The 20,427-nt window shown below is 69.0% G+C and carries 14 protein-coding genes; 6 read left to right on the top strand and 8 right to left on the bottom strand.

All coding sequences use genetic code 11. From position 1 onward, the window contains the following. Positions 1-11: 11 nt before the first annotated feature. Complete coding sequence (gene hrpA, locus AC5RUW_RS14435; RefSeq protein ID WP_494161321.1) at positions 12-3,965, top strand: ATP-dependent RNA helicase HrpA; 3,954 nt, start codon at positions 12-14, stop codon at positions 3,963-3,965. A 35-nt stretch (positions 3,966-4,000) separates the two neighbouring features. Here the strand turns inward: hrpA and AC5RUW_RS14430 are convergent, their stop codons facing one another. From AC5RUW_RS14430 to AC5RUW_RS14420, 3 genes are all read right to left on the bottom strand, one after another. After that, complete coding sequence (locus AC5RUW_RS14430; RefSeq protein WP_494161320.1) at positions 4,001-4,429, bottom strand: HIT family protein; 429 nt, start codon at positions 4,427-4,429, stop codon at positions 4,001-4,003. 91 nt (positions 4,430-4,520) lie between these two features. After that, the gene (locus tag AC5RUW_RS14425; RefSeq protein ID WP_494161319.1) at positions 4,521-5,360 is read right to left on the bottom strand and encodes a sulfurtransferase; all 840 of its coding nucleotides are present in this window, start codon (positions 5,358-5,360) and stop codon (positions 4,521-4,523) included. After that, complete coding sequence (locus AC5RUW_RS14420; protein ID WP_494161318.1) at positions 5,357-6,013, bottom strand: MBL fold metallo-hydrolase; 657 nt, start codon at positions 6,011-6,013, stop codon at positions 5,357-5,359. Before AC5RUW_RS14420 ends, AC5RUW_RS14425 begins: the two co-directional genes overlap by 4 nt. Positions 6,014-6,134: 121 nt before the next feature. On the opposite strand from AC5RUW_RS14420, the gene AC5RUW_RS14415 reads away from it, so the two are divergent. Beyond that, positions 6,135-6,581, top strand: coding sequence for a Fur family transcriptional regulator (locus AC5RUW_RS14415; RefSeq protein WP_494005345.1), 447 nt, complete (start codon positions 6,135-6,137; stop codon positions 6,579-6,581). Here the strand turns inward: AC5RUW_RS14415 and AC5RUW_RS14410 are convergent. The 5 genes from AC5RUW_RS14410 to AC5RUW_RS14390 form a co-directional block, all read right to left on the bottom strand. Then, positions 6,578-7,453, bottom strand: coding sequence for a metal ABC transporter permease (locus AC5RUW_RS14410; RefSeq protein WP_494161317.1), 876 nt, complete (start codon positions 7,451-7,453; stop codon positions 6,578-6,580). The two genes, AC5RUW_RS14415 and AC5RUW_RS14410, sit on opposite strands and share 4 nt — an antisense overlap. Beyond that, the gene (locus tag AC5RUW_RS14405; RefSeq protein WP_494161414.1) at positions 7,440-8,219 is read right to left on the bottom strand and encodes a metal ABC transporter ATP-binding protein; all 780 of its coding nucleotides are present in this window, start codon (positions 8,217-8,219) and stop codon (positions 7,440-7,442) included. The genes AC5RUW_RS14410 and AC5RUW_RS14405 overlap by 14 nt, the downstream gene beginning before the upstream one ends. A gap of 32 nt (positions 8,220-8,251) precedes the next feature. Further along, entirely contained in the window at positions 8,252-9,232 is a 981-nt protein-coding gene (locus tag AC5RUW_RS14400; protein WP_494161316.1) for a metal ABC transporter solute-binding protein, Zn/Mn family, read from the bottom strand. 116 nt (positions 9,233-9,348) lie between these two features. Further along, the gene (locus AC5RUW_RS14395; RefSeq protein ID WP_494161315.1) at positions 9,349-10,419 is read right to left on the bottom strand and encodes a hemolysin family protein; all 1,071 of its coding nucleotides are present in this window, start codon (positions 10,417-10,419) and stop codon (positions 9,349-9,351) included. Beyond that, positions 10,416-11,759 (bottom strand): hemolysin family protein, encoded by a 1,344-nt coding sequence (locus AC5RUW_RS14390; RefSeq protein ID WP_494161314.1) that lies wholly within the window; start codon positions 11,757-11,759, stop codon positions 10,416-10,418. The genes AC5RUW_RS14395 and AC5RUW_RS14390 overlap by 4 nt, the downstream gene beginning before the upstream one ends. Before the next feature lie 510 nt (positions 11,760-12,269). On the opposite strand from AC5RUW_RS14390, the gene AC5RUW_RS14385 reads away from it, so the two are divergent. The 4 genes from AC5RUW_RS14385 (at position 12,270) to AC5RUW_RS14370 (ending at position 20,423) form a co-directional block, all read left to right on the top strand. Then, the gene (locus tag AC5RUW_RS14385; RefSeq protein WP_494161313.1) at positions 12,270-16,112 is read left to right on the top strand and encodes a multifunctional oxoglutarate decarboxylase/oxoglutarate dehydrogenase thiamine pyrophosphate-binding subunit/dihydrolipoyllysine-residue succinyltransferase subunit; all 3,843 of its coding nucleotides are present in this window, start codon (positions 12,270-12,272) and stop codon (positions 16,110-16,112) included. Between the two features lie 76 nt (positions 16,113-16,188). After that, complete coding sequence (locus AC5RUW_RS14380; RefSeq protein WP_494005351.1) at positions 16,189-16,788, top strand: GDSL-type esterase/lipase family protein; 600 nt, start codon at positions 16,189-16,191, stop codon at positions 16,786-16,788. Between the two features lie 227 nt (positions 16,789-17,015). Continuing rightward, positions 17,016-18,773 carry an ABC transporter family substrate-binding protein gene (locus tag AC5RUW_RS14375; protein ID WP_494005352.1) on the top strand — a complete coding sequence of 586 codons (1,758 nt, stop codon included), beginning with the start codon at positions 17,016-17,018 and terminating at the stop codon, positions 18,771-18,773. 117 nt (positions 18,774-18,890) lie between these two features. Next, a complete protein-coding gene (locus tag AC5RUW_RS14370; RefSeq protein ID WP_494005353.1) occupies positions 18,891-20,423 on the top strand; it encodes an ABC transporter permease in 1,533 nt (510 codons plus the stop codon). Positions 20,424-20,427: the final 4 nt, after the last annotated feature.

Raw genomic sequence — 20,427 nt, 5'->3', positions numbered from 1 at the left:
TGGTGCCAATCATGGCACTGACTCTTTCCTATCCTCCCCAGCTGCCCGTCTCCGAGCGCCGCGGAGACATCATGGCCGCCATTGCGGCGAACCAGGTCACCATCGTCGCCGGCGAAACCGGCTCCGGGAAGACCACCCAGATTCCCAAGATGTGCTTGGAACTCGGCCTGGCGGAGAAGGGCCTGATCGGTCACACCCAGCCGAGGCGGCTGGCCGCCCGGACCGTGGCCGAGCGCGTCGCGGAGGAGCTCGGCGTCGAGATCGGCGCCGAGGTCGGCTACCAGGTACGTTTCACCGGGGAGGTCAGCCGGGACACGCAGGTCAAGCTGATGACCGACGGCATCCTGCTGGCGGAGATCCAGCATGACCGGAAGCTGAAGAAGTACAGCACAATCATCATCGATGAGGCGCACGAGCGCAGCCTGAACATCGACTTCATCCTCGGTTACCTCAAGCGGCTGCTGCCCGAACGGCCGGACCTGAAGGTCATCATCACCTCCGCCACGATCGACCCTGAGCGGTTCGCCGAACATTTTGCCGCTCCGGACGGCACGCCGGCGCCGATCATCGAGGTCTCCGGGCGCACCTATCCGGTGGAAATCCGTTACCGGCCGCTGAACCAGCCCGCCGACGGCCGCGACGAAGACGGCGCGGACGACGAGCTCGAGGAGGACCGCGACCCGGTCGACGCCGTGTGCGACGCCGTGGAGGAACTCTCCCGTGAGGCGCCGGGCGACATCCTGGTGTTCTTCCCCGGGGAGCGCGAGATCCGCGACGCCGCCGAGGCCCTGCGCGGAACGGTGCAGCGGGTGCCCCGGCTGGCCGGCACCGAGATCCTGCCCCTTTACGCGCGGCTGTCCATGGCTGAACAGCACCAGGTCTTCAGGCCCGGCCGGAACCGTCGCATAGTGCTCGCCACCAACGTGGCCGAGACCTCGCTGACCGTGCCCGGCATCAAGTTCGTCATCGACACCGGCACCGCGCGCATCTCGCGCTATTCCCACCGCACCAAGGTCCAGCGGCTGCCGATCGAGCGGATCTCCCAGGCCTCGGCCAACCAGCGTTCGGGCCGCTGCGGACGCGTCTCCGACGGCATCGCCATCCGGCTGTACTCCGAGGAGGACTTCGAGGCCCGGCCGGAGTTCACCGACCCGGAGATCCTGCGCACCAACCTGGCCGCCGTCATCCTCCAGATGGCCGCCATGGGCGTGGCCCGCGCCCCGAAGGACGTCGTCGACTTTCCCTTCGTCCAGGCGCCCGATGCCAAGGCCGTCAACGACGGCGCAGCGCTGCTCAAGGAGCTGGGCGCGCTGCACCCCCAAGGCGGGCTGACCGGCGTCGGGCGCAAGCTCGCGCAGCTTCCGGTGGACCCCCGGCTGGGCCGCATGATCGTCGAGGCCGGCGCCCGCGGTGCCGCCAAGGAGGTCATGGTGCTGACCGCGGCGCTGACCATCCAGGATCCGCGTGAACGCCCGTCCAAGGACGATCCCGCCCGGGCCCAGAAGGCCGCGGAAATGCACAAGCGGTTCGTCGACGAGAACTCCGATTTCACCGGCTACCTGAACCTGTGGCGGTACGTGCAGGAAAAGCAGAAGGAACTCTCCTCCTCCGCGTTCCGCCGCCTGTGCAGGAACGAATTCCTGAACTTCCTGCGCATCCGCGAATGGCAGGACCTGTTCGCGCAGCTGCGCCAGCTGGCCAAGCCGCTGGGCATTACCCTGTCCCCCGGGCCGGTGGATCCGGTGGGCCGGGACAAGGACGTGCACATCAGCCTGCTCTCGGGGCTGCTCAGCCACATCGGCCTGTACGACCAGCGCAAACGCGAATACGCGGGGGCCCGCGGCACCCGTTTCGCCGTGTTCCCCGGCTCGGCCCTGTTCAAGAAGTCTCCGGACTGGGTCATGGCCGCCGAGCTGGTGGAGACCTCCCGGCTGTGGGCCCGGACGGCGGCGAAGTTCGACCCGCTGTGGGTCGAGGAGGTCGCCCCGCACCTGGTCAAGCGCACCTACAGCGAGCCGCACTGGTCCAAGCGCAACGGATCGGTCATGGCCTACGAAAAGGTCACCCTCTACGGCGTGCCCGTCATCGCCCAGCGCAGCATCAACTACGGCCGGATCGATCCGGAACTGGCCCGGGAGATGTTCATCCGCCATGCCCTGGTGGAAGGCGACTGGCGCACCCACCACAAGTTCTTCGCCCGCAACCGCGCCCTGCTGGAGGAGGTCGAGGAGCTGGAGAACCGCACCCGCCGGAGGGGCCTGCGGGTGGACGACGAAACCCTCTTCGAGTTCTACGATGCACGGGTGGGACGGGAGGTCGTTTCCGAGCGGCACTTCGACAAGTGGTGGAAGCACGCGCGGCATGAGGACCCCCGGCTCCTGGACTTCGATCCCGACGCCCTGCTCACCGAGCAGGCCGCCGACCTGGACGAGTCCGCCTACCCGAAGACCTTCCGCTACGGCAGCTTCGAGCTGCCGCTGCAGTACGAGTTCACCCCGGGCGACGCCTCGGCCGACGGCGTCACCGCCGAGGTGCCCGTCCTGTTCCTGAACCAGCTGGCACCCGAGCCGTTCCGCTGGCTGATCCCCGGCATGCGCGCCGAACTGATCACCGCCCTGATCAAGTCGCTGCCCAAAGCGGTGCGCAAGAACTTCATTCCGGCCCCCGACGTCGCCCGCGCCGCCGCGGCGGCCCTCGCCGAGGACTTCGACCCGGCCCGGGACGAGCTGGAACCCTCGCTGGAACTGGTGCTGCGCCGGCTCAAGGGCTCGATCATCCCGCCCGGCTCCTGGAACTGGGACGCCGTGCCGGAACATCTGCGGATGAACTTCACGGTGGTCGACGCCGCCGGGCGGCTCCTCGGTGAAGGCCGGGACCTGGCGGCCCTGCAGGAGAAACTGGCCCCGGCCACCCGCCGCGCCATTGCCGAATCCCTCGGCGCCACTCCGGCAAGCGTGGCCCCGGCCCGCGCGGGCACGCCGGGCCGCGGAGGCCGGGGCACCGCGGCCGCCGGTAACGGCCGCGGGAACGGACGTCCCCAGCCGGCCGGCGGTACCGGTCCCGGCAGCCGCGGGGGCACCGACACCGGATCGGTGCAGGAGCGTTCCGGTCTGACCGAGTGGAGCATCGGAACGGTCGAAAGGCAGGTCCGGCGGATGGTCGCCGGCCACACGGTCACCGGCTATCCGGCATTGATCGACGAAGGCACCACCGCCGGGCTGCGCGTGTTCTCGGACCCGGCGGAGCAGGCGGCGGCCATGCGCTCCGGTGTCATCCGGCTGCTGGCCCTTCGCGTGCCCGACCCGTCGCGGTACGTACTGGAGCACCTGAACAACCGGGAGAAGCTGTCGTTCAGCCAGAATCCGCACGGTTCGGCGGCGGCCCTGATGGAGGACTGCTCGCTGGCGGCGATCGACAAGCTGGTGCCCGAGGCGCTGCCGTGGAACCGGCAGGACTTCGATGCGCTGTATGAGCGGGTCCGGGCGGATCTGATCGACACGGTGTTCACGGTGACCGCGATCGTGGAGAAGGTGCTGTCGGCCGCCCGCAGGATCACCGTCCAGGTCAAGGCCACCGGCTCCCCGGCCCTGATCGGTGCGCTGCAGGACATCCGCGCCCAGCTGGATTCGCTGGTCTACCCCGGGTTCGTGGCCCGCACCGGTTACGCGCAGCTGGCCCACCTGCCCCGCTATCTGGCCGGCATCGAGCGCCGGCTGGACAAGCTCCCGACCAACGTGGCCCGCGACGCCGCGCAGATGGCCGTGGTGCAGGCCCTTGAGGACGACTACGACGACGCGGTGGCTGCCCTGCCGCCGGGCGCCGCGGTGCCCCCGGCGCTGCGGGAGGTCCGCTGGATGCTGGAGGAACTGCGCATCAGCTTCTTTGCCCAGGAACTGGGAACGGCCCGGTCCGTTTCGGAGAAACGGATCCGGACCGCTCTGAACAAGGCCCTCGCCCCGGCCTGAGCCGGCGGGTCGAGGGGGCCCTGGCTGCCGGCCAGCTAGTGCTCAGGCACGTACCTTTCGTGCCCGGCGTCGCGCAGCGCCTGCCGCAGCTTCCGGGCGTTGGCCTCCATCCGCTCCGGATCGGGGTCCCGTTCGGCGCGGCTGAAGTCGAAGTCGGCCAGGGAGTTGGCCGGCCAGACGTGCAGGTGCAGGTGGTCGACCTCGAATCCGGCGATGGTCAGGCCCGCCCGTTCCGAGCCGAAGGCGGCGACCTGCGCGGCGCCGATCACCTGGGCGACAGCGGTCAGCTTCTGCATCAGGTCCGCCGGGGCGTCGGTCCACTTGTCCACCTCCCGGCGGGGTACCACCAGGGTGTGTCCGTCGGCGAGGGGACCGATGCTCAGGAACGCGACGACGTCGTCGTCCTTCCAGACGAAGCGGCCGGGAATCTCGCCCTCGATGATGCGGGTGAACAGGGTCGGCATGGACTCTCCTTGCTGGGGATGGGAGCCGCCCGGCCGCAGGGGTTTGCGCAGGGGCGGCGGAACGGGACGGCCGGTAAACATGGTTTCGACGCTACCGCTCCCCGTCGCCTGTCGCCACCGGCTGCCCGGCGGTGGCCGACCACTCGGACCAGGACCCGGGATACAGCGCCGCCTCGAATCCTGCCAGCGCCAGGGCTGCAACTTCACCGGCCGCGAAGACGCCGGAGCCGCAGTACGCCGCCGTAGGCCGGACGCCGTCCACCCCGGCCGCCTCGAACCGGGCCCGCAGCTGCGGCGGGCTCAGGTATCGGCCTCGCTCGTCCAGGTTGCCCGCAGCGGGCACGTTGACCGCGCCGGGGATGTGCCCGGCCTGCGGGTCCACCGGTTCGGTCTCACCGCGGTAGCGCTCGGGCGCCCGGGCGTCCAGGAGCACCCCCTCCTGCCCCAGCTGCCCGGCCCGGGCCAGGTCCGCGACGGGCATATGCCCCCAGGAGAGGATGGCGGATCCCGGTTCCGGCTGTTCGTCTCCCCCGGCCAGCCGGCCGCCCGCGTCCACCCAGGCGCGCAGGCCGCCGTCGAGCAGGCGGACATTATCGAAGCCCGCGTGCCGCAGCAGCCACCAGGCGCGCGCGGCGGCGCTGCCGCCGGACGCATCATAGGCCACCACGAGGTCGCCGTCACTGACGCCCCAGCGGCGCACCGCGGCGGCGAAATCCCCGGCCGCAGGCAGCGGGTGCCGGCCTCCCGGCCCCGGCGGAGCCGACAGCTCGCTGTCCAGGTCCACATACACCGCACCGGGAATGTGCCCGGCCAGGTACTGCGCGTGCCCGTCGGTGCGGCCGAGCTCCCAGCGCACGTCCAGCAGCCGCAGGGGCGCGCCCCGGCCGCGCTTCTCCATCAGGGCCGGGGCGTCGATGAGGACCGGCGTCATACCTGGACCTCATCACCGGGCTGCAGCGCCACGTATTCGGTGCCGTACATCGCGCCGATCCGTTCCAGGTGCTTTTCGACGACGGCGCGGCCGTTGCCGTTAAGGAGGGCGTCATGGATGGGATAGGCGGTGTCCGCGCCGCAGGCGATGAGGAAGTCCAGGACCTCCTGGACCTTGGACCACGGGGCGTGGATGGGCAGCAGCAGGATGCGGGCCCTCAGGCCGTAGGGAACGATGAAGGAGTCGCCCGGATGGTAGACGCTGCCCTCGATGAGGTAGCCGAGGTTGGCGACCAGGGGCACGAGGGGGTGGATCAGGGCATGCTGGCCGCCGAAGGAGCGGACGGTGAATCCGGCCAGCTCGAACTCGGCGTCGGGGACGACGTCGACGATCCGCTCCGCCAGCTCCGGCGCCTCGTTCCGCAGGGCCCCGGCGAGCGAGGCCGGAGCGTGCAGCACCAGGTCCGGGGAGGCCGCCATCGCCGCCAGGACCGGGCCGCGGTCCAGGTGGTCCGGATGCTCATGGGTGACCAGCACGGCGTCGGCGCCGGCAAGCGCCCGATCCGTCTCGGAGAAGCTGCCGGGGTCCAGCACCAGCACCCGGCCGTCCTTTTCACAGCGCACGCAGGAGTGTGAGAACTTGGTCATCTTCATGCGCCCACAGTACCCGCCGGGCGGGTGCCGCGGGCCTGCTGCGCACCCGAACCGTCCCGGTCCCTGCAGCGGCCCGGCTGGTACGCTGGACGGGACAATCGTGCCAGTGCAGGAGGATGCCATGACCGGCCAACCGCCGCGCCCCGCCAGGCGGAGCCCGGAGCAGCGGGTCACCCGCCAGCGGCTCGCCGTCGGACGCACCCTGGACGAACTCGACGATTTCGTCAGCACCCAGGAACTGCACCGGCTGCTCCAGGAACGCGGCGAAAAAGTGTCCCTGGCGACCGCCTACCGCATCCTGCAGTCCATGGCCGAGGACAACCTGGTCGACGTGCTGCGCACCGGTGAGGGCGAGGCGCTCTACCGCCGCTGCGAGGCCGGGCACCACCACCATCACCTGGTCTGCCGGTCCTGCGGACGGACCGTCGAGGTCGAGGCGCCCGCCGTGGAGTCCTGGGCCGCCCGGCTGGGCGCCGACCACGGCTTCACCGAGGTGGCGCACACCGTTGAGGTCTTCGGGCTCTGCCCCGCCTGCACGGCCGCCCGACGGGCGGCGGCGGAGAACTAGGCGGCGGCCGCGCCGCCGCGGACCGGCACCCGCCGGCCACGCATCCGCCGGATGAGGCGGCACACCAGGTAGATCAGGAACGAGATCGTGGTGATGTAGGGGCTGATCGAGATCCTCCCGCCCAGCGCCAGCAGGATCCCGCCCACGGCGGAGACCACCGCGAACGCCACGCTGAGCGCGACCACCAGGCGGGGCGAGGAGGTCACCAGCAGCGCCGCCGCCGCCGGAGTGATCAGCAGCGAGAGCACCAGCAGCGCACCCACGACCTGGATCGACAGGGCCACGGACAGGCCCAGCAGGAACATGAACGCAATCGAGAGTCCCCGCACCGGCACGCCGCGGGCCTCGGCCAGTTCCGGATCGGCGCTGGCAAAGGTGAGCGGGCGCCAGAGCACGGCCAGGCCGGCGACGACGACGGCGGCGCACACGGCAAGCAGGTTCAGCTGCACCGTGTCCACCGCCACGATCTGGCCGGTCAGGAGCCCGAACTTGTTCGCCGACCGTCCCTCGTAGAGGCCGAGGAACAGGATGCCCAGGCCGAGCCCGAAGGGCATGATGACGCCGGTGATGGAGTTCCGGTCGCGGGCGCGCAGCCCGAGCACGGCGAGCAGGACGGCTGCGGCCACCGAGCCGACCAGTGAGCCGGCAATGACGTTGGCGCCGACCAGCAGGGCAAAGGCGGCTCCGGCGAAGGAGAGTTCGGCGATGCCGTGCACGGCGAAGGCCAGGTCCCGCATCATCACGAAGACGCCGATCAGCCCGCCGACCAGGCCCAGGATCGCCGCGGCCCAGAGGGAGTTCTGCACCAGGGGCAGCAGCTGCCCGTAGTCGCTGAAGTTGAAGACCTCGGAGAGGAAGTCACGCAGGTCCAAGGTCGTCCTCGTTCTCCAAATGGTGGTGGGTGGTGGCGTCCGGGATGCCGAGGACGACGATCCGGCCGTGGCTGCGGATCACCTCGACCCGGCTGCCGTACATGTCGGAGAGGACGTCGCTGCGCAGCACCTCGGCCGGCGTGCCGGTGCGGAACTGTCCGCCGGCGAGATAGAGCACCCGGTCCACGTAGTCGATGATCGGATTGATTTCATGCGTCACGAACACCACCGCGGTGTCCTCCTGACGGCAGCGCCGGTCGATCAGCGCGCTGATGGCCTGCTGGTGATGCAGGTCGAGCGAGAGCAGGGGCTCGTCGCACAGCAGCACGTCGGGGTCGGTGGCCAAAGCCTGGGCGGCGCGCAGCCGCTGCAGCTCACCGCCGGAGAGCTGCCCGACGGGGTGGTCGGCGTACGCGGCGGCGCCGACCTGGCCCAGCAGCTCATCCACCCGGCGCCGGACGGGGGCACGGCGCATCCGGATGCCCCACCGGTTTCCGTCGATGCCCATGCCGACCAGGTCCCTGCCGCGCAGCGGCGTCGACGGTGCGAAGGTCTTCTGCTGCGGGATGTAGCCGATGTCGGCGTTGCCCCGGGACACGGGCCGGCCGTTGACGGTCACGGTGCCGGTGCTCAGCGGCTGCAGGCCGAGCAGGACCTTCAGGAACGTGGTCTTGCCGGAGCCGTTGGGCCCCAGGACGGCCAGGAACTCGCCGCGGGCGATGTCCAGGTCCAGTCCCTGCCACAGCGCCCGGTCGCCGAAGGACATGGCTGCCCCGCGCAGGCGGACGGCGGGAGCGCTCACCGGAGCACGCCCTCGATGCTCTCCACGTTGGCACCCATCCACTGCAGGTAGTCCTCGTTCTCGGGCAGCGTCTCGGAGAAGTCCAGGACCGGCACGCCGGCGTCCTCGGCCGCCCGGCGGACGGTTTCGGTCTGCGGCGAAGCCGTCTGGCTGTTGTAGGCGAGGAAGGCGAGGTCGCCGGAGCGCACCAGCTGTTCCATGTCGTTCAGCACGGCCACCGGGACGTCGGAGCCTTCCTCCACCGCCTCCGTGAAGTCGTCGGGGGTGACGTTGTGCAGGCCGGCGTCCTCCAGCAGGTAGTTCGGGACCGGTTCGGTGACGGCGACGTCGCGGCCTTCGGCGTCCGGGCGCAGGGCCGACAGTCGCTCCAGCAGCGAGTCGATGCCGTCGTTGAAGTCCGCCGCGTTGGTCCGGAATGCCTCCGCATTCTCCGGATCCAGGACGGCCAGGCGCTCAGCGGCGGCCTCGGCGAGCAGTCCCATGGCCTGCGGGCTGTACCAGACGTGTTCGTTGAAGGCGCCGTGCGAGTGGCCCGCATGGTCTCCGGACTCTTCCCCGGCATCTTCGGCGTGCTCATCAGTGTGCTCTTCGGTTCCGGTGTCGAGCCCGGAGATGTCGACAGCGTTCAGCACATCTTCCTCCGGCACCTGTTCCTCGGCGACGAGGGTCTCCATGAAGCTGTCGTAGCCGCCGCCGTTGAGCACCACCAGCTGCGCGTCGGACACCGCGAGGCGGTCCCGGGCCGTGGCCTCGTAGGAATGCGGATCCTGCGTGGGGCGGTCGATGATCGACCGGACGCTGACGTGCTCTCCCCCGACGCTCTCGAGGATGCTGCCGTAGACGTCGGTGGAGGCCACTACCGGCAGGGCGCCGTCGGCGGCGGTGTCGGCCTCGCCGCCCTCCCCGCCGGAGCAGGCTGAAAGGGTGAGGGCGGCAGCGGTCAGCGCCGCCGCGATGGTGGCGGTCAAGCGGCTCATGGTGGTGGTTTCCTTGCTGGCTGGGGACGGCCTCCCGTGGTGCGGGAACCTGCCCATCGTAGCCTAATCGCGAACGGTTCGCATCAAGACGGCGGGGTGGGGAGCGGGCTGCTCCCCTACCCGCGCAGCCCCTCGCCTGAGCGGCGCACGCCCTGGGCCTGCGTCACGTCACGGATCTCCCCCACCAGCTCCTCGATGACGTCCTCCAGGAACAGCACGCCCCGGGTTCCGCCGTCGGGCCCCAGCACGCGGGCCAGATGCGAGCCGGTCCGCTGCATGACGGCCAGGGCGTCCTCGACGCCGTCCCCGACCTGCAGGTTCGCCAGGGTCCGCACCCGGTTCTCGGTGATCGGCTGCCCGTAGGCCTCCGCCGGCACGGCCATGACGTCCTTCAGGTGCATGTAGCCGGTCAGGTTGCCCGCCGGATCCACCAGCACGAACCGCGAGAACCCGGTGCGGGCCACGGCCTTCTCGAACTCGGCCGGCGTGGAGTCGGTCCGCAGCGTGACCAGGTCCGCCAGCGGCACCATGACGTCACCGGCCGTCTGCGTGGAGAACTCCAGGGCACCGGAGATCACGCCGGAGTCGTCGGCCACGAGCCCGTGGCGGGTGGACTCCTGCACGATGGACTGCACCTCCTCCAGCGTGAAGCTGGAGGTCACTTCGTCCTTGGGCGTGATGCCCAGCAGGCGCAGGGCGTGGTTGGCCAGCCAGTTCAGGGTCCAGATGACCGGCCGCACGATGCGCGAGACCATCACCAGCGGCGGTGCGAGCACCAGCGCGGCGCGGTCGGCCACGGAGACCGAGATGTTCTTCGGCACCATCTCACCGATGGTCACGTGCAGGAAGGTCACGATCAGCAGCGCGGCCAGGAAGCCCACGCCGTCGGCCGCCTCCACCGGCAGCCCGACCGCCTCCAACGGCGCCGCCAGCAGGTGGTGGATGGCCGGCTCGGCCACGGTGAGGATCAGCAGGGAACACACGGTGATGCCCAGCTGGGCGCAGGCCAGCATCAGCGAAACGTTTTCCATGGCCCAGATCGTGGTCTTCGCCCGCTTCGATCCGGTTTCGGCCAGCGGCTCGATCTGGGAACGGCGGGCGGACATCACCGCAAACTCGGCACCGACGAAGAACGCGTTGCCCAGCAGCAGGACCACCAGCCAGAAGATGCCCGCGACGTCGCTCATCGCGCACCTCCCGCGGAGGCGCCGTCGGAGCCGGCGGAAACCTCCGACGCGGACGGGACAAAGCTGACCCGGTCCACGCGGCGCTCCTCCATCCGCTCCACCTCCAGGATCCCGCCCGGCACCTCGACCCGGTCGCCGACTTCGGCGATCCGGCCCAGTTCGGCCATGATGAACCCGCCGACCGTCTCGTAGCCGGCCTCATCGGGAACCTGCAGCCCCGGCACCAGGGCCGAGACCTCGTCGGGGCGCATGATGCCCGGGAAGTACCAGTTGCCCGCCGCGCTCTGGAGCACGCCAGGCTTCAGGCGGTCATGCTCGTCGGACACCTCGCCCACGATCTCCTCGACCAGGTCCTCCAGGGTGGCGACGCCGGCGGTGCCGCCGTACTCGTCGAGCACCACGGCGACCTGCAGGTTCGCGCTGCGCAGCTCGTTGAGCAGCGAATCCAGGTGGACCGTCTCAGGCACCCGGAGCACCTCGGACATGATCGCCGCGGCCGGCAGCTCCGCGCGCCGGTCCCGCGGCACCGCGACCGCCTTCTTCACGTGCACGACGCCGCGCACGTCGTCCGGCGAATCGCCGAGGACGGGAAAGCGGGAGTAGCCGGTGCGCCGGGCGGCATCGATGATGTCCTGCACCGGCTGGTCGGCGTCGATGGTCTCCAGGCGGATCCGCGGTGTCATCACGTCGGCCGCAGTCCGTTCAGAGAAGGAAAAGGTCCGGGAGAGGAAGTTGGCCGTGCCGGCATCCAGGGTGCCAAGCTCGGCGGAGCGGCGCACCATGGAGGACAGCTCGGCAGGGGTGCGCGCCCCGCTGACCTCTTCCTTGGCCTCGAGGCCAAACAGGTGCAGGATCCGGTTCGCGAAGCCGTTCAGCAGCACGATGGCGGGACGGAACACGAAGGTGAAGGCCAGCTGCGGACGCGCCAGCGCCTTGCCCACGGCCATCGGCTCGGCGATGGAGAGGTTCTTGGGGATCAGCTCGCCCAGCAGCATGGACAGCAGCGTCGCCAGGATCATGGCCACCACCACGGACGTCGACTGCACCGCCACGGGCGGCAGGCCAAGGGCGGCGAGCGGGGACTGCAGCAGCCGGCCCACCGACGGCTCCATGACGAACCCGGTCAGCAGCGTGGTGAGGGTGATGCCCAGCTGGCAGCTGGAGAGCTGCGTGGACAGCGAGGTCAGGCAGCGCAGCAGGGGTTCGGCGGCCTTGTCGCCGTTCTCCACCGCGCGGCGCACGGTGGGCTGGTCAAGGGCAACCAGCGCGAACTCGACGGCCACGAAGAAGCCGGTGCCAAGGATCAGGATCAGGCCGAAGCCCAGATAAAGCCACTCCATCAGGCCACCGCCGCGGGCGGGACGGTCAGTGCGGAATCAGCGCGGGGTCGGAAGGACGCCGGACTGGAAGGCTCCGATGGTGCGCGGGAGGTGTCGCGGGCGGCGCGGGCAAAGCCGCTTCCGCCGGGGTCGGGGGTGCTGCCGGCGCTGGGCGTCCCGGTGCCGGTGTCGGCTGAACGGGACGCGGGCCGGCGTCTGGAATAACTGTCCATAGACGCCCAACTCTACAGTGTCGGCTCTTTGCCGCGACAGGTGCTTCCGAGTACCGGCTCCGGCCGCAGGCGCCCGCCGGCAGCCCCGAAAACGGCGGCGCCGTCCGCGCTTTGGGATCCGGACGCGGGCCCGCCACGCCTCTGTGGGGGATTAGCCAGTTCTTGTCAACTGTCACTAGACTGTCAGGAGGTCTCGGTCACTGCGCACCGGGCGCATACCGGCAAGTCTTGAGGCGCACGTCCTCGGAACAGGCTGCCGCAAGGGCAAAAGGCAACTCATGGAAGAGGCGTATAACCAGTGCCAAACCAATTTAGCCACCGTCTACCGGAGGAATTCGGGGGCAACGAGTGGCTGGTCGACGAGCTGTACGAGCAGTTTCTGAAGGACCGGAACTCAGTTGACAAGAAGTGGTGGAGCATCTTCGACTCCTTTAAGGAGGAGGACGGGCAGGCCGACGGCGGCTCCTCCTCCGCCGGCGGGAACGGAGCGGCCGCCCCCTCGAAGCAGGATTCGAATCCGCCCACCCGCCAGCTGCCGGTGGTGAAGAGCGAGCAGGCCGCGCCCAAGGCCTCCGGCGAGTCCCCCGCAGCGGCCCAGCAGTCCGGCCGCCCCCCGGTGGCCAAGGAGCCGGCGGCCGACGCCGCACCGGCGGCCAAGGGCCGCCCGTCCGCCGCCGAGGCCGCCGCCGCCTCGAAGCCCGAGACCAAGAGCGCGCCGATTCCGGCCCAGCTGCCCAAGTCCGCGCCGAACAGCCAGACCGAAGAGGACAAGATCACCGTCCTGCGCGGCCCGGCCAAGGCCATCGCGACGAACATGGACCTGAGCCTCAGCGTCCCGACGGCCACCACCGTGCGCGCCGTCCCCGCAAAGCTGCTGATCGACAACCGGATCGTCATCAACAGCCACCTGGCCCGTGCCCGCGGCGGCAAGGTCTCGTTCACCCATCTGCTGGGCTACGCGATCATCCGTGCCGCCGCGCAGTTCCCGTCCATGAACGTTTACTACGACGAGATCGACGGCAAGCCCACGGCGGTGCAGCCCGCCCACATCAACTTCGGCCTGGCCATCGACATGCCCAAGCCCGATGGAACCCGCCTGCTGGTGGTGCCCAACATCAAGAAGGCCGAAACGCTGAACTTCTCCGAGTTCTGGCAGGCCTACGAGGACATCGTCAAGCGCGCCCGCGCCGGCAAGCTGACCGCCGACGATTACAAGGGCACCACGATCTCGCTGACCAACCCCGGCGGCATCGGCACCGTGCACTCGGTGCCCCGCCTCTCGAAGGGCCAGGCCGCCATCATCGGCGCCGGCGCCCTCGAGTACCCGGCCGAGTTCCAGGGCTCCAACGAAAAGGTCCTGGCCCGCAACGCCGTCAGCAAGATCATCACCCTGACCTCCACCTATGACCACCGGGTGATCCAGGGCGCCGGCAGCGGCGAATTCCTGAAGATCATCCACCAGCTGCTGCTGGGCGAGCAGGGCTTCTACGACGAGATCTTCGAGTCGCTGCGGATCCCCTACGAGCCCGTACGCTGGAGCCCGGACATCCAGGTCAACCCCGAAGAGCAGATCAACAAGGTCGCCCGGATCCAGCAGCTGATCCACGCCTACCGGGTCCGCGGCCACCTGATGGCCGACACCAACCCGCTGGAGTACGTGCAGCGCCGCCACGCGGACCTGGACATCCTGAACCACGGCCTGACCCTCTGGGACCTGGACCGCGAGTGGCCGACCGGCGGGTTCGGCGGCAAGCCGATGCTCAAGCTCCGGGACATCCTGGGTGTGCTGCGCGACGCGTACTGCCGCACCATGGGCGTGGAGTACATGCACCTGCAGAACCCCGAGGAACGCGAATGGTTCCAGGACCGGCTCGAGGCGCCCTACAGCAAGCCGACCCGGGATGAGCAGCTGCGTATCCTGAGCAAGCTCAATGCGGCCGAGGCGTTCGAGACCTTCCTGCAGACCAAGTTCGTGGGCCAGAAGCGCTTCTCCCTGGAGGGCGGCGAATCCCTGATTCCGCTGCTGGACTCCGTCCTCTCCGACGCCGCCGAGGCCGGCATGGAGGAAGTCGGCATCGGCATGGCCCACCGCGGCCGCCTCAACGTGCTGACCAACATCGCCGGCAAGACCTACGCCCAGGTCTTCCGTGAGTTCGAGGGCATCCAGGATCCGCGCAGCGTCCAGGGCTCCGGCGACGTGAAGTACCATCTGGGCACCGAGGGCACCTTCACCTCCGACTCGGGCAAGACCACCAAGGTCTACCTGGCGGCGAATCCCTCGCACCTTGAAGCGGTGGACCCGGTGCTCGAAGGCATCATCCGCGCCAAGCAGGACCGGCTGGACCAGGGCGACGAGTTCCCCGTCCTGCCGATCCTGATCCACGGTGACGCCGCGTTCGCCGGGCAGGGGGTGGTCGCCGAGACCCTCAACCTGTCGCAGCTGCGCGGCTACCGGACCGGCGGCACGGTCCACGTGGTGGTCAACAACCAGGTCGGCTTCACCACCGCCCCCACCTCGTCGCGTTCCTCCGTGTACGCCACCGACGTGGCCAAGATGGTCCAGGCGCCGATCTTCCACGTCAACGGCGACGATCCCGAAGCCGTGGTCCGGGTTGCCCAGCTGGCGTTCGAATACCGCCAGCGGTTCAACAAGGACGTCGTCATCGACATGGTCTGCTACCGCCGGCGCGGGCACAACGAGGGCGACGACCCCTCGATGACCCAGCCGATGATGTACAGCCTGATCGAGGCCAAGCGTTCGGTCCGCAAGCTCTACACCGAGTCCCTGATCGGCCGCGGCGACATCAGCCAGGAAGAGGCGGAGCAGGCGCTGCGCGACTACCAGGGCCGACTGGAGCGGGTCTTCGCGGAGACCCACGCGGCCCAGACCTCGCCCATCCCGGTGATCACCAAGGACACCGAGGCCGTTTCCGACCTGGAGCGCCCCGCGGCGCAGCAGGAAGGCAACAGCATCGTCTCCCCGGCGACCACGGCGATCGCCCCCGAGACCCTGGCGCACATCGGCAAGGCCCACCTTGCCGTGCCGGAGGGCTTCACCGTGCACCCGAAGCTCAAGGCCCTGCTCGAAAAGCGCGAGCAGATGTCCCGCAACGGCGGCATCGACTGGGGCTTCGCCGAGGTCGCAGCGTTCGGTTCGCTGCTGATGGAGGGCGTGCCTGTCCGGCTCGCCGGCCAGGACTCGCGCCGCGGCACCTTCACCCAGCGCCACGCGGTCTTCCACGACCGGGTGACCGGCGCCGAGTGGACTCCGCTGGCCGAACTCGATCCGAACCAGGCCAAGCTGTGGATCTACGATTCCCTGCTGTCCGAATACGCCGCCCTCGGCTTCGAGTACGGCTACTCGGTGGAGCGCCCGGATGCCCTGGTGCTCTGGGAAGCCCAGTTCGGCGACTTCGTCAACGGCGCGCAGACGGTGATCGACGAGTTCATCTCCTCCGCGGAGCAGAAGTGGGGCCAGCGGTCCTCGCTGGTCATGCTGCTGCCGCACGGCTATGAAGGCCAGGGCCCGGACCACTCCTCCGGACGCATCGAGCGCTTCCTGCAGCTGTGCGCCGAGGACAACATGATCGTGGCCAACCCCTCCAACGGCGCCTCGCACTTCCACCTGCTGCGCCGCCAGGCCTACAGCCGTCCGCGGAAGCCGCTGATCGTGTTCACACCCAAGCAGCTGCTGCGCCTGAAGGCCGCCGCCACGGCGGTGGAGGACTTTACCCAGGGCGACTTCCAGCCGGTGATTCCGGAGCACGCCGAGCTCGACGCGAACGCCGTCGACCGGGTGCTGCTGGTCTCCGGCCGCCTGTACTACGACCTTCTGGCCCAGCGCCAGAAGGCCGGCGACGACAAGACGGCCATCGTGCGCGTGGAGCAGCTGTACCCGCTGCCCCTGGCGGAGATCCGTGCAGCCGTGGAGAAGTACCCCAACGCCGAGCTGGTCTGGGCGCAGGACGAGCCCGCCAACCAGGGTCCGTGGCCGTTCATCGGCCTCAACCTGGCGCCCGAGCTGGACCGGCGCCTGCGCCTGGTGTCCCGCCCGGCTTCGGCGGCCACGTCCACCGGGTCCGCCAAGCGGCACGCCGTGGAGCAGGACATCCTGGTTCGGAAGGCATTCGAACGCCAGTAGCCGGCTGATCCGCGGGCGGGGTGCCACCGGCACCCCGCCCGCGGCGCAGGAAGCCTTGGAGCGGAAAAGGGAGCTAGTGGAACAACGCAGAATCAGGCTCGCAGCAGTCGGAGACGAACTGCTCGCCGGCCACGGAGACCCCCGTGCACTGGGCTGGATCGGTCGTGTGCTGGCGCGCACGACGCCGGAGAATGCCTCCCTGCAGGCCTATACGCTTGCAGCGCCCTCGGAGGGCACCGAAGCGCTGGCGAACCGGTGGCTCCAGGAGGCCGGCCGCCGTTTCGACGACGGCTGTGAGAACCGGCTGGTCATCGGCCTTTCCGGCCGGGATCTCGACCTGGACCTGACCACTGCGCGCAGCCGCCTGAACCTGGCCAACATCCTCGACGGCGCCGCGCAGATGAGCATCAAGGTCTTCGTCGTCGGCCCTCCGCCGGGACTGGACCCCGAGCGCAACCGCAGGCTCGCGGACCTCTCCGCCGCCTTCGGGGACGTCACCACCCGGCGCAAGCACGTCTATGTCGACACCCTGACCCCGCTGATCAACCACGAACAGTGGCGCAGCGACCTGGCGGCGAACGGCGGCACCCCCGGCCAGGCCGGCTACGGCCTGATGGCGTGGCTGGTGCTGCACCGCGGCTGGTACCGGTGGCTCGACCTGCCCGACATGAACTGATCCTGCCTGTGAAGGGGCCCCCGGACCGTGTCCGGGGGCCCCTTCACGTTCCCGCCGTCCCCGCGGCGCTGCGCGTGGACATAACGATCGGTTAACAACGGCTAACAGTTTTCTCGGCGGAAACATTTACTGGCTACGCTTCTTCCCATGTGGCGCCTATCACGGGCGCCTTCATGGGGGGACCGCCACAGGGGGTTCCTGACGCTCACCATCAGTTAGGACTACGAATGCGTACAAAGCGCACGGCGGCCGTTGCCGCCCTCTCCGTTGGCGCGCTGTTCCTGGGCGCCTGCGGATCGGCCGGCGGAAACAACGACGCCGCCGAAACCGAAGGCGGCAACGAGAACATCGCCTCGACGATCAACATCGCCGTCAGCCAGGCACCCGATGCCTACAACGGCAATACCTCCAACGCCAACAGCGTCTACAACTCGTACGTCACCAACCTGACGATGAGCAACTTCGCCGCCATGAACAGCGATGGCGAACTGACCCCGAATCCCGACATGGGCTCGTACGAAAAGGTCAGCGAAGATCCGCTCACGATCAAGTACACGATCCACGAGGACGCGGTCTGGTCCGACGGCACGCCCATCGACTTCGATGACTACCTGCTCGACTGGGCCTCCCGCTCCGGCAAGTTCCTCAACGGCGAGGAAGACATTTTCCAGCCCGCCTCCAACAACGGCTACTCGCAGATTGAGAAGCCCGAAGGCAGCGCCGGCGACAAGGAATTCACCTTCGTGTTCACCGAGCCCTACGTGGACTGGGAAGCACTGCTCACCGAACCGGTCATGCCGGCCCACATCGCCGCCGAGCAGGCCGGCCTGAGCGTCGAGAACAACGGGGAGGCCCTTGTCGAGGCCATCCAGAACGACGACATCGCGGCCCTGACCCCGGTCGCCGAGTTCTGGAACAGCGGCTGGAACTTCGCCGATGCCGAGCTCTCCAGCATCCCCGACACCGCCCTCCTCCCGGCCTCCGGCCCCTACAAGATGGAAACGGGCAGCAACGGCACCCTGACGCTGGTCAAGAACGACCAGTACTGGGGCGAGCGTGCCGGCAAGACCGACACCATCGTGTTCAAGGCCATCGAAGACACCGAGGCCGTCCAGGCGCTGCAGAACGGCGACGTCGACGTCATCGAGCCCTCCGGGCCGACCGTCGACACCAAGACCCAGCTCGAGGCCATTGACGGCGTCGAACTTGAGGTCGGCAGCCAGATGACCTTCAGCCACATCGACTTCGACCAGCGCCCGGGCGCCGTGTTTGAGGACCTGGCCGTTCGCCAGGCCTTCGCCAAGTGCACCCCGCGCCAGGAGATCGTCGACAAGTTCCTCAAGCCCGTCGACCCCGAGGGCGTCGTGATGGACCTGCGCGAGTTCCAGCCGTCCAGCCCCGAGTACGACGAGGTCCTGGCAGCCGTGCCGACGGCCGCCGAGTACAAGGACGTCGATGTCGAGGGCGCCAAGGCCCTGCTCGAAGAGGCCGGCAAGACCGCGCCGGTGGACGTGCGCCTGATGTTCTCCGCCTCCAGCCAGGTCCGCGCCGACATCACCGCGCTGATCAAGAACTCCTGCGACCAGGCCGGGTTCAACATCATCGCGCAGCCGGACGCCGAGTGGACGTCCAAGCTCGATGAGCCGGGCGCCTGGGACGCGGCACTGTTCGCCTGGGCCGGCTCCGGCCTGGTCGCGAGCGGCGAGTCCATCTACATCTCCGAAGGTGTCCAGAACTACGGCGATTTCAGCAACGAGGAAGTTGACCGGCTCTGGGGCGAGGTCGTGACCCTGACGGACGCCTCCGAGGCCGTTGAGCTGAAGAAGGGCATGGAGGAAGCCCTCTGGGCCGACATGTACAACGTCGTCCTGTACGCCAACCCGGGCCTGGTGGCCTACAACTCCAACATGGAGGGCGTGGAGTACAACCCCACCCAGACCGGCATCACCTGGAATGCCTACGAGTGGACCAAGAGCAACGGCTAGCCTTTCCGGGCAGCTGATCCAGCAAAGCGGGGATGGGCAGGCCATTCGGGTCTGCCCATTCCCGTTTCCCGCGCACACCCCCGGCGCGGATCTGCACCATTCCCTAGGAGCCTTCCGGTGTTCTTCTTCATCCTCAGAAGAACGGTGACCTCGTTCTTCATCCTGCTGGCCGCAACGGCCCTCATGTTCGTCCTCGCCGTCAACTCCGGCGACCCCCTGCACGACCTCATTGAACTGCAAAGCAGCGACCGTGAGTCGCGCATCGCGGCCCGTACGGCCGCCATGAACCTCGACGAGCCCGTCCACATCCGCTACCTGCTCTGGCTGCAGGAGATCGGGCGGTGCGTCGTGCCCGGCGGAGCGCAGTGCACGCTCGGCCTGGACCGCTCCAGCAATCCGGTCCTGCCGCAGCTGGTCAACGCCATGGGCGCGACCTTCCGCCTCGTGGTCGTGGCCACGATCATCGCGATCCTGCTCGGCGTCATCACCGGCATGGTCACCGCCCTCCGCCAGTACAGCACCTTCGACTACTCGGTGACCTTCCTGGCCTTCCTGCTCTTCTCGATGCCGGTCTTCTGGCTCTCCACCCTCCTCAAGCAGTACCTCGCCATCGACCTGAACACCTGGCTCGGGAATCCGCAGATGTCCTATCTGCAGATACTTTTGGTCGGCGTGGTCGCGGGCGTTATCTGGACGGTGATCGTCGGCGGCGACCGCCGCCGCCGCCTCATGGTGTTCGGCGTCGCGACGGTGGCCACGGCCGCCATCCTGCTGATCCTGCTGACCACCAACTGGTTCCGGGACCCGGGGCTGGGACCGGTCGGCGTGCTCCTCAGCTCCCTGGGACTCGCCCTCGCCGCGGTCAGCCTGTTCTCCGGCCTGCGCCGGCGCGAGGTGCTTCGATCCGCGCTGGTGACCGTGGGGGTGGGCTTCGCCGCCTACTTCCTGACCATGGGCCTGCTCGAGGACCCGAACTGGCTGATTATCGCCGCCCTCGCAGCCCTCACGATCGGCGTGTCGATGCTGATCGGACACCTGCTGGGCGGGCCCTACGCCCGGCTCGCGCGGCGGGTAAGCATCGTCGCCGGCCTGGGAACCGGGTTCTTCATTTTCCTGGACCATCTGCTGTCGGCCTACAGCTCGCTGTCCCGCAAGAACGGCGGCCGGCCCATTCCGACCACCGGTTCCGAGACGCCGAACCTGAAGGGCACCTTCTGGGAGATCAACCTGGACTACGTGCTCTACCTGGCGCTGCCGACCGTGGCCCTGACCCTGATCTCGTTCGCCCTGTACACCCGCTACACCCGGGCCAGCCAGCTGGACGTCATGAACCAGGACTACATCCGCACCGCGCGGGCCAAGGGCCTCAGTGAGCGGACGGTGGTGGTCAAGCACGCCTTCCGGAACGCCCTGATTCCCATCACCACCCTGGTTGCGGTGGACTTCGCCGCCGTCCTCGGCGGTGCCGTCGTCACCGAAAACGTGTTCGGCTGGAACGGCATGGGCAGCCTGTTCGTCAACGGCCTGAACAATGTCGACCCGAACGTGATCATGGCGTTCTTCCTGGTGACGGGCGCGGCGGCGGTGCTGTTCAACATGCTCGCCGACATCGCCTACGCCTTCCTCGATCCGCGCATCACCCTGAACTAGCAGG

The sequence above is a fragment of the Arthrobacter sp. Y3222053 genome (assembly GCF_059092805.1).
The sequence above is the reverse complement of the archived record's forward strand: the minus strand, read 5'-3'. Positions and strand labels throughout refer to the sequence as shown.

Coding starts and splice junctions, on each gene's coding strand:
- hrpA (WP_494161321.1), top strand. CDS start 12: ATGGCACTGACTCTTTCCTATCCTCCCCAGCTGCCCGTCTCCGAGCGC.
- AC5RUW_RS14430 (WP_494161320.1), bottom strand. CDS start 4,429: ATGCCGACCCTGTTCACCCGCATCATCGAGGGCGAGATTCCCGGCCGC.
- AC5RUW_RS14425 (WP_494161319.1), bottom strand. CDS start 5,360: ATGACGCCGGTCCTCATCGACGCCCCGGCCCTGATGGAGAAGCGCGGC.
- AC5RUW_RS14420 (WP_494161318.1), bottom strand. CDS start 6,013: ATGAAGATGACCAAGTTCTCACACTCCTGCGTGCGCTGTGAAAAGGAC.
- AC5RUW_RS14415 (WP_494005345.1), top strand. CDS start 6,135: ATGACCGGCCAACCGCCGCGCCCCGCCAGGCGGAGCCCGGAGCAGCGG.
- AC5RUW_RS14405 (WP_494161414.1), bottom strand. CDS start 8,219: ATGTCCTTCGGCGACCGGGCGCTGTGGCAGGGACTGGACCTGGACATC.
- AC5RUW_RS14400 (WP_494161316.1), bottom strand. CDS start 9,232: ATGAGCCGCTTGACCGCCACCATCGCGGCGGCGCTGACCGCTGCCGCC.
- AC5RUW_RS14395 (WP_494161315.1), bottom strand. CDS start 10,419: ATGAGCGACGTCGCGGGCATCTTCTGGCTGGTGGTCCTGCTGCTGGGC.
- AC5RUW_RS14390 (WP_494161314.1), bottom strand. CDS start 11,759: ATGGAGTGGCTTTATCTGGGCTTCGGCCTGATCCTGATCCTTGGCACC.
- AC5RUW_RS14375 (WP_494005352.1), top strand. CDS start 17,016: ATGCGTACAAAGCGCACGGCGGCCGTTGCCGCCCTCTCCGTTGGCGCG.